We start from the raw sequence: 8,624 nt of genomic DNA, 5'->3' as shown, positions 1-8,624 counted from the left end.
TTTTACCGAAAATGTTTATATAATTATCGCCCTACGGCCGGGCCACGGGTTTGGCGTTAAGCGGTTAGCGTGGATTGAGCGATTTAAACAAGGGCCTTCGTCTACGTTACCCTAAACAGATTCAAAGAAAGGTCGTCATTGCGAGGAGGAACGACGAAGCAATCTTTCATTCTAGTGATCCTTGCCATAAAGATTGCTTCGTCGGCTGAAAAAGCCTTCTCGCAATGACGATAATTGGAGGAGATTTATTTCTTTTAAATACTCCTGTTATTTATATTGATTTTTATACAAAAATTATTCCTCAGGCAACAAATCGCAGTTTTACCCCATCCCTCTTCCATCACCCATATAACATCTTCCATTACCCATATTACATTTTCCATCTTTAACCTATATTTGCACATGCTTAAAAAAGAACGCTACAAACTTTTTGTAGAACATTTTTCGGCCAAGCAGCCTGATGCAGAAACCGAATTACATTATAATAATCCCTATCAGCTTTTAGTGGCCGTAATCCTTTCTGCACAATGCACCGATAAAAGGGTAAATATGGTAACCCCTGCGCTTTTTCAACGCTTCCCTAATGCTAAAGCGCTGGCCGAAGCTACGCCCGATATTGTTTTCGATTACATCAGAAGCATCAGTTACCCCAACAATAAGGCAAAACACCTGGTGGGTATGGCTAATATTCTGCTTAACGAATTTAACGATGTAGTGCCTTCGGGGATTGACGACTTACAGAAAATGCCAGGCGTTGGCCGCAAAACCGCCAATGTAATTGCCTCGGTAATTTACAATGCACCGGCAATGGCGGTTGATACCCATGTTTTCCGTGTGGCCAACCGTTTAGGTTTAACCAATGGCAAAACCCCATTGGCGGTTGAAAAAGATTTAGTTAAAAACCTTCCCGAACACGATATCCATATTGCACACCACTGGCTTATTCTGCACGGGCGTTATGTTTGCGTGGCCAGAAGCCCCAAATGTGATGTTTGCGAAATTACCTACATGTGCAGGTACTTCGAACGTTTGACCGCACAAAACGAAAGAGATAAATTAAAAGCTTAAAAAATTATTTTCACTTTACTATTGACATTAGCCAAAAAACATTTACCTTAGCTAAATATATTAGCATTATAAATATCAACATTTACGCATATTAGCCGATAATCGATTATATTTACGCAATCAATGAAAAAAGAAATGAGCACTGCAAATCCAGATAAATTAAAAGCTTTACAACTTACTTTAGATAAACTAGAGAAATCTTACGGTAAAGGTACCATCATGAAACTTGGCGATTCTGCCATTGAACCAATAGATTTTATTTCTACAGGATCAATCAGTTTAGATATTGCCCTAGGTATTGGCGGTATTCCAAAAGGCCGTGTAATTGAAATCTATGGCCCGGAATCTTCTGGTAAAACAACTTTAGCAACACATATTATTGCCGAAGCACAGAAAAAAGGCGGTATTGCTGCTTTTATCGATGCAGAGCATGCTTTTGATCAGTTTTACGCGAAGAAACTAGGTGTAGATACCGATAACCTTTTAATCTCTCAACCAGATAATGGTGAGCAGGCATTAGAAATTGCCGATAACTTAATCCGTTCGGGTGCTATTGATGTAATTGTAATTGACTCTGTTGCCGCTTTGGTTCCTAAAAGTGAAATTGAGGGCGAAATGGGCGACAGTAAAATGGGTTTACACGCCCGTTTAATGAGTCAGGCGCTACGTAAATTAACCGGAACAATTTCGAAAACAGGATGTTGCTGTATCTTCATTAACCAGTTACGTGATAAAATTGGGGTTATGTTCGGCAACCCTGAAACCACAACGGGTGGTAACGCCCTGAAGTTTTATGCATCAGTACGTTTAGATATCCGTCGTATTTCACAGATCAAAGATTCTGATGAAGTTTCCGGTAACCGTGTGAAAGTAAAAATCGTTAAAAATAAAGTGGCTCCGCCTTTCCGCATTGCAGAATTTGATGTAATGTTTGGTGAAGGTATTTCTAAAAACGGAGAGATTGTAGATTTAGGTGTTGACTTCGGCATCATCAAAAAAGCAGGCTCTTGGTACTCTTACGGAGATACCAAACTTGGCCAAGGTAGAGACGCCGTAAAACAATTGTTAAGCGACAACCCTGAACTTGCAGAAGAATTAGAAATTAAAATTAAAGCCGAAGTAACCGGCGATAAATTGGCGGAGAAATAAGCCAACCTTAAATATTACCATACTAAAACGCCCTGTTCAATTATATTGAGCAGGGCGTTTTGCTTTATATGTTATAATATTTTATAGTACAGGTCCTTGTTGAAAAGAGACAGTTATTAATTCTGACTAAAAATGGTATTAAAATCTTTGGTTACATACACAATTACCAAAAGCGCAGCAATAACCAAAGCACCTAAAATAATCACCCCCCAACTCCCTTTTAGTTTGTTCTTATCATTTCTGATCAACCAATATAAAATACCAATTAGCGGTATCGCACAAACAATCCAAAATATTAACGATGCTCCAGTCATATATATAAATTCAATTTAAACAATTCTCGTTACCAGTTTTCAATTGGCGGTTTACAGTTTTTTGCCACGGAAGCACAGAAACACGGAGGTACATTGCGTTAACCACTGTAGTAAGATTGCTTCGTTCCTCGCAATGACGAACGAGGGATAACCAATGAACAAGCCTGGCGCTTGGAGTTGGGCGTTTAACGTCGATTAACCGATTTAAACAATTAACCAGTTTATCGCTAACAGTTAACTACTCTAGGCAATTAACTATTGACTAATGAACCAATGACCAATGAACCCTCGTCCTAAAACTCCATCCTCGCCATTGGCGAAACATCCTGTCCTACGAAATCCTGTTTCAGGTATTTCTGGTAGCCCGCTATGGCAATCATCCCTGCATTATCGGTACAGTATTGAAAAGCAGGGATATACACTTTCCAGCCCAGCTCGTCGGCTGTTTGCTGTAATCCATTTCTTAAACCAGAGTTCGCCGAAACGCCTCCTGCAATAGCTATTTCATTAATTCCGTATTGTTTTGCAGCTTTCTTTAACTTATTGAGCAAAATTTGTACAATACTGTGTTGAACCGATGCACAAATATCATCTAAATTTTCGGCAATAAAATTAGGGTTCTCTTTTTCCTGCTTCCTGATAAAATACAGGATAGAAGTTTTAAAACCGCTAAAACTAAAATTCAGATCGGCAATTTGCGGTTCGGCAAATTTAAAGGCCAAAGGATTTCCATGTTGTGCATGTTTATCGATCAGCGGCCCTCCCGGATAAGGTAAGGCCAGTAATTTTGCTGTTTTATCAAAAGCTTCACCGGCAGCATCATCTAATGTTTCGCCAATTATTTCCATATCAAAGTAATCTTTTACCAGCACAATCTGCGTGTGCCCACCCGAAACGGTTAAACAGATAAATGGAAAACCTGGCTTAGGATCATCAATAAAGTGCGCTAAGATGTGCGCATGCATATGATTAACAGAAATTAAAGGTATATTTAAAGCTAATGCAAAAGATTTTGCAAAAGAAACACCAACCAGTAACGACCCTAAAAGGCCGGGGCCACGTGTAAAAGCGACAGCATTAATGTCCTGTTTTGTAACTTTAGCATTAATTAAAGCTTGTTGTACGGCAGGCACAATATTTTGTTGATGTACCCTTGAAGCTAATTCAGGTATAACACCACCATAATTTTGATGAATTGTTTGGTTTGCAATAACATTGGCAGTAATTTTGCCGTTGTTACAAATAGCAACGGATGTATCATCGCAAGAAGACTCGATAGCAAGTATAACAGACAAATTATTAATATTTAAGCTGCAAAATTATTAAAAAACTATTTAAAATACTCCTTTGGGTAATCGCATCAATAATTCTGCTGTTTGCGCTTCTTATTTTTTCGCTACAATTTAAGTCCGTTCAAACTTATTTTGCGCAGAAGACTGCCGCATATTTATCTAAAGAGCTTAAAACCACCGTATCGATCAAGAGTCTCTACATCAAACCATTTAAATCTATTGTACTCGAAGATCTATTGGTTTTAGATTTACAAAAAGACACTTTACTAAGCACGCCACAATTTATGGTGGATATTAATCAATTATCCATTGATAAAAAGATCATTGATATCAATACCCTTCAAATTAACAATGGGCAGTTTTTCCTAAAGGATTTCAAAGATAAGTCTTCTAACCTCGATTTCATTATAAACTACTTCGATTCTGGTAAACCTACTGTAAAGAAAAAGAAAAGCAAACCATACGATATTAATATTGGCCGCATTATTTTAAATAAATTCGCCTTCAGGTATATCAATTACAGGGCAAAAGATACCGTTCAGGGCAAAAGTGTAAACTTCGAAAATGTATCTGTTAAAGAGTTGAGCGGAATTTTTGAAGGGCTAGATACTAAAAACCATTTGATTAAAACGAATATCAAAAACCTAACTTTTAAAGAGCGTAGCGGGTTTTACCTTAAAAACTTAACGGCCCAAACCACTATAGACAGTAATGCTATCGAGCTGAAAAACCTATTGCTCGAAACCAATCAGAGCCGTTTAACAAACTACTACCAAATGCGGTTTAAAAGCTATAAAGACTTTAACCACTATGTAGATAATGTTCGGATGAAGGCCATTTTTAAAGATAGCCATATTACTTCCAGAGATATAGCCTTCTTTGCACCTGAGCTGAACACCATGAAACTCGACCTTGATGTTGATGGCCAGATTACGGGTTTAGTGAATAACCTTAAAGCCAAAAAACTATCGTTAAGAACCGGAAAAGCCACACACATTAAAGGCGATTTTATTTTAAAGGGACTGCCGAAATGGAAAGAAACCTTTATGGACCTCAACATTGAAATGGCGGGAACGAATAAAACCGATCTGGATGAGGTACTGGCCGGCATTACCAACAGCAAAAAGAAAATTGTTCCGGTAATTGTAAACAAATTCGGCAACATTAACTTTAACGGAAGTTTTACCGGTTTCCAGAACGACTTTATTGCTTACGGCGAATTTAAAACCAAACTTGGCCGTATTGTTTCGGATGTGAACATGAAAATCGATAAAAACGATGTTCCTTCATATACAGGGAACGTAAAAAGCTACGATTTTAACCTGGGCAACCTGATTGACGAAAAAAGCCTTGGCCGTATCAGCTCTTCACTGTATGTTAAGGGCCGCGGCACTGAGCTTAAAGACCTGACCGAGAAGATAAACGGCGATGTAGACTATATCGACTTTAATAATTACCGTTACCACAATGTGAAGATCGACGGAACTTTTAACAAAAAGTATTTCGATGGCAAGCTGAGCATTAACGACCGTAATGTTAAACTGGTTTTTGATGGCGGAGTAAACCTGAATCCTAAACTGCCGGTATTTAACTTTAATGCCACTATTTCCAAAGCAAGATTAAAGGCTTTAAAACTAGTGAAAGATTCGTTGCAGGTTGATGCTAAATTTACCACCAATTTCTCAGGCACCAACCTGAACAATATATCGGGCAAATTATTAATAGAACAAATCAGGCTGCAAAATCCGAAGGGTCTCTATAGTGTCGATTCGGTGCAGTTAATCGCCGCCGGAACGGGTGCCAGCCGCGTACTGGATATCCGATCAGATATTTTAGATGCCAGTATTAAAGGTGAATACGATTTAAATTCTATTGTTTCTTATTACAAAGCCATCGCCAAAACTTATATCCCTTCGTTAAAGGCAGATATTATCAAATACAAGAATCAGATTTTTCAGTTTAACCTGAAGGTTAAAAAGTTCGAACCGCTGGCGCAGATATTTGTACCAGGTTTAGAATTAGAAGAAGGCGCTACAGTAACCGGCGATTTCGATTCGCGCAACAATACCGCAACGCTGAACGGTTTTGTGAAGAAACTAAAATACAATAGCATTGTGGTAAACAATATCATCCTCGATGAAAATACCACCACACAGCAGCTTCAACTGATTGTAACTTCCGATCGGGTGCAGATTAACGACAGTTTGTTTATTAAAGATGTAAACATTTCCAACATCCTGCGGAACGACAGTTTGGCTTTCAACGTAAAAATGTCGAATGCCCAAGAGGACAATCAGCTCGATTTAAACGGCCTGGTAGAGTTTACCAAAAACCAGGATACCACGGCAAGGCTAAGCGTATTGCCTTCTATCTTAAAAATCAACAACGAAGAGTGGCGCATCCAGGAGAAGGTACGCATTGTGCTCAACAATGGTAAAACGGAGATCAGTAATTTCGATTTAACCAACGGAAAGCAGCAGGTTATTATTGGCGGATTAATTTCGGAAGACCCTAAAGATTTAATCAGTGTTGGCTTTAAAGATTTCAATTTAAAAACCCTCAATCCTTTTACCAAAGGCTTTGGTATTAAACTGGGTGGAAACCTAAACGGAACAACCGATCTGTACGGCATATTAAAAGCACCAAGGGTAACCGACGATTTAAAAATCGATTCGTTAAACTTCAACGACATCTACATCGGTACCTTAACCGATACCTCATCGTACAACAACGAGAGCAAAAAGATTAATGTATTTACCCGCATTATGGCCGACGATTCGGAGACTTTTAAACTGACCGGAAATCTCGATTTAAAAGAAAAACAAATCGACCTGGCTGTAAAGATGGATGAGAGCAAGCTCACCATCCTCGAGCCTTTTGTTAAACAACTGGTATCGAATTTAAAAGGGAATATCTCGGCTGATTTAACCGTAAAGGGCAAATTAGAAAAACCTGAAATTAATGGAACCCTATCATTAGATAAAGGGCAACTGATGGTAAACTACCTTAAAACCACTTATGTAATTACCGATGAGGTAGAAATAAACAATAGCGTAATTAAACTCGGCGATTTTGAACTTAAGGATCTGGAAGGTCATGAGGCTACCGCGCGCGGCACGGTAGATTTAAACGACATCAATTACCCTACTTTGGATGTAACAGTAAACGCGAATAGCTTAATGGCCTTAAATACCACCAGCAAAGACAATTCGGTGTATTATGGTAGGGCTTATGGCACCGGCGTATTTCAATTCAAAGGGCCAACAAATAAAATGAAGATTGATATTAAGGCGAAAACTGAAAAAGGGACAATTTTCAACCTGCCTTTAAACAGTTCGGAAACCATATCTGATAAAGACTTCATTAATTTTGTAAGCCGCGATTCGACTGTGCTGGTTAAGAAAAAAACCAACTTTGATGGCCTGACCCTAACCTTCAAATTAACCATCGATCCGAATACCACGGCGAATATATTTACTACCCTGGGTAATTTAAGTGGCAAGGGCAATGCCGAGCTTAACCTGAACATCAACAGTTTCGGCGATTTCGAAATGTCTGGCGATTATATCATCGAGACCGGAAGTTTCGATTTTACGGCCCAGGAGGTAATTAACAAAAAATTCGAGATCAGGCAAGGTGGAACCATCCGCTGGACGGGTAACCCTACGGCTGCACAGATTAACTTAAAGGCAGTATATGCTTTGAGGGCGAGTTTGAACGACCTTTATAAAGCAGCCAACCGCGATGCCAGCAGTAATGCCAACCAAAGGGTAAATACTGAGGTTGAGATGGGTTTAACAGGTTTACTCTTAAAACCAGATATTAAACTTGATATTAACTTCCCTGCTCAGCCTTCTATCAAAGAAGAACTACAAACCTATTTCAGCGATCAGAACAACCTGAACCTGCAAGCTTTCAGTTTAATTATTAGAAGAAGCTTTGCCCCTGGAAACGGAGGAGAATCGATTGGGAACCAGCTCAGTTCTACCGCAACCAGTACAGCTACAGAGTTGGTATTTAACCAGTTTAACAATGTACTTTCTTCATTAAACTTAAACTTTGTCGATCTGAATGTGCGCTCGTTGAGCGAGGCCAATGCATCGTTCAAATTCTTTAGCGATCGTTTAATTATCAACGCAGGTATTGTAGATCGGAACAGTGTGAACGATTTTACCGTTATCGATTTCTCTAAAAACAATGTGGGTAGAGAGGTCGAGGCCCTTTTCTTAATCAAAAAAGACGGAAGCTTAACCGTTAAGGCGGCAAATAAACCACCTACACAACAAAGTATCTTCTTAAACAGCGGGATTAGCTCAACGGCAAACGTAACCTCTTTTGGTTTGGTTTATACCCAGCAGTTTGATACGTTTAAGGAGTTTATTCAGAAAATTTCTGGTGCTTACCGCCGAAATTTAAAGCGGAAACAAAGCCAGGCCCCTGTTAAAACGAATAAACCGATCAATAAAGAAGCAATTATCAATCAGAGTAAAGGGAACCAGAGGAGATAAAAGGTTAGAGGGTAGTGTTAAGGGGGTAGTGGGCATTAGTTCATTTTCCCACGATTAATAATGTTCTTTTATTTGTTCTGCATGAACCTTTTGCATGCACGGGTCGTCACCCTGTCCCGAAGGTTCCTATCGTGTGGACACATTTCTGAATAATTTGTTTCTTTGTTGGATGCAAACACGAGGTTTTACGAGTTTATCCGATTCAAGGTTAATTAGCAGGGGTAATAAGAATCTGGATATACTTTTCAGGAACAGTGTCCAGAGTATACGCCAGTTAAGCAAAGATGAGGCTG

The 8,624-nt window shown here is 39.1% G+C and carries 5 protein-coding genes; 3 read left to right on the top strand and 2 right to left on the bottom strand.

What is annotated here, in order from left to right; translation table 11 throughout:
- Positions 1-402 precede the first annotated feature (402 nt).
- Both nth and recA read left to right on the top strand, forming a co-directional pair.
- Positions 403-1,068: an endonuclease III gene (gene nth, locus AW17_RS22235; RefSeq protein ID WP_029280284.1), complete on the top strand. Its 666-nt coding sequence runs from the start codon at positions 403-405 to the stop codon at positions 1,066-1,068.
- A 135-nt stretch (positions 1,069-1,203) separates the two neighbouring features.
- Entirely contained in the window at positions 1,204-2,217 is a 1,014-nt protein-coding gene (recA, locus tag AW17_RS22230; RefSeq protein WP_029280282.1) for a recombinase RecA, read from the top strand.
- A gap of 116 nt (positions 2,218-2,333) precedes the next feature.
- Here the strand turns inward: recA and AW17_RS22225 are convergent, their stop codons facing one another.
- Positions 2,334-2,531 carry a hypothetical protein gene (locus AW17_RS22225; protein WP_029280280.1) on the bottom strand — a complete coding sequence of 66 codons (198 nt, stop codon included), beginning with the start codon at positions 2,529-2,531 and terminating at the stop codon, positions 2,334-2,336.
- Between the two features lie 293 nt (positions 2,532-2,824).
- On the bottom strand, positions 2,825-3,826 hold the full coding sequence (gene tsaD, locus AW17_RS22220; RefSeq protein WP_029280278.1) for a tRNA (adenosine(37)-N6)-threonylcarbamoyltransferase complex transferase subunit TsaD: 1,002 nt from the start codon (positions 3,824-3,826) through the stop codon (positions 2,825-2,827).
- A 233-nt stretch (positions 3,827-4,059) separates the two neighbouring features.
- Between tsaD and AW17_RS22215 the strand changes: the two genes are divergently transcribed.
- Entirely contained in the window at positions 4,060-8,331 is a 4,272-nt protein-coding gene (locus tag AW17_RS22215) for a translocation/assembly module TamB domain-containing protein (RefSeq protein WP_245235126.1), read from the top strand.
- Positions 8,332-8,624: the final 293 nt, after the last annotated feature.

It is taken from the genome of Pedobacter borealis DSM 19626 (assembly GCF_000708285.2).
In the GTDB taxonomy this organism is placed as follows: domain Bacteria; phylum Bacteroidota; class Bacteroidia; order Sphingobacteriales; family Sphingobacteriaceae; genus Pedobacter; species Pedobacter borealis.
Note: the sequence above shows the minus strand (reverse complement) of the source record. Positions and strands in the feature narration are given on the sequence as shown.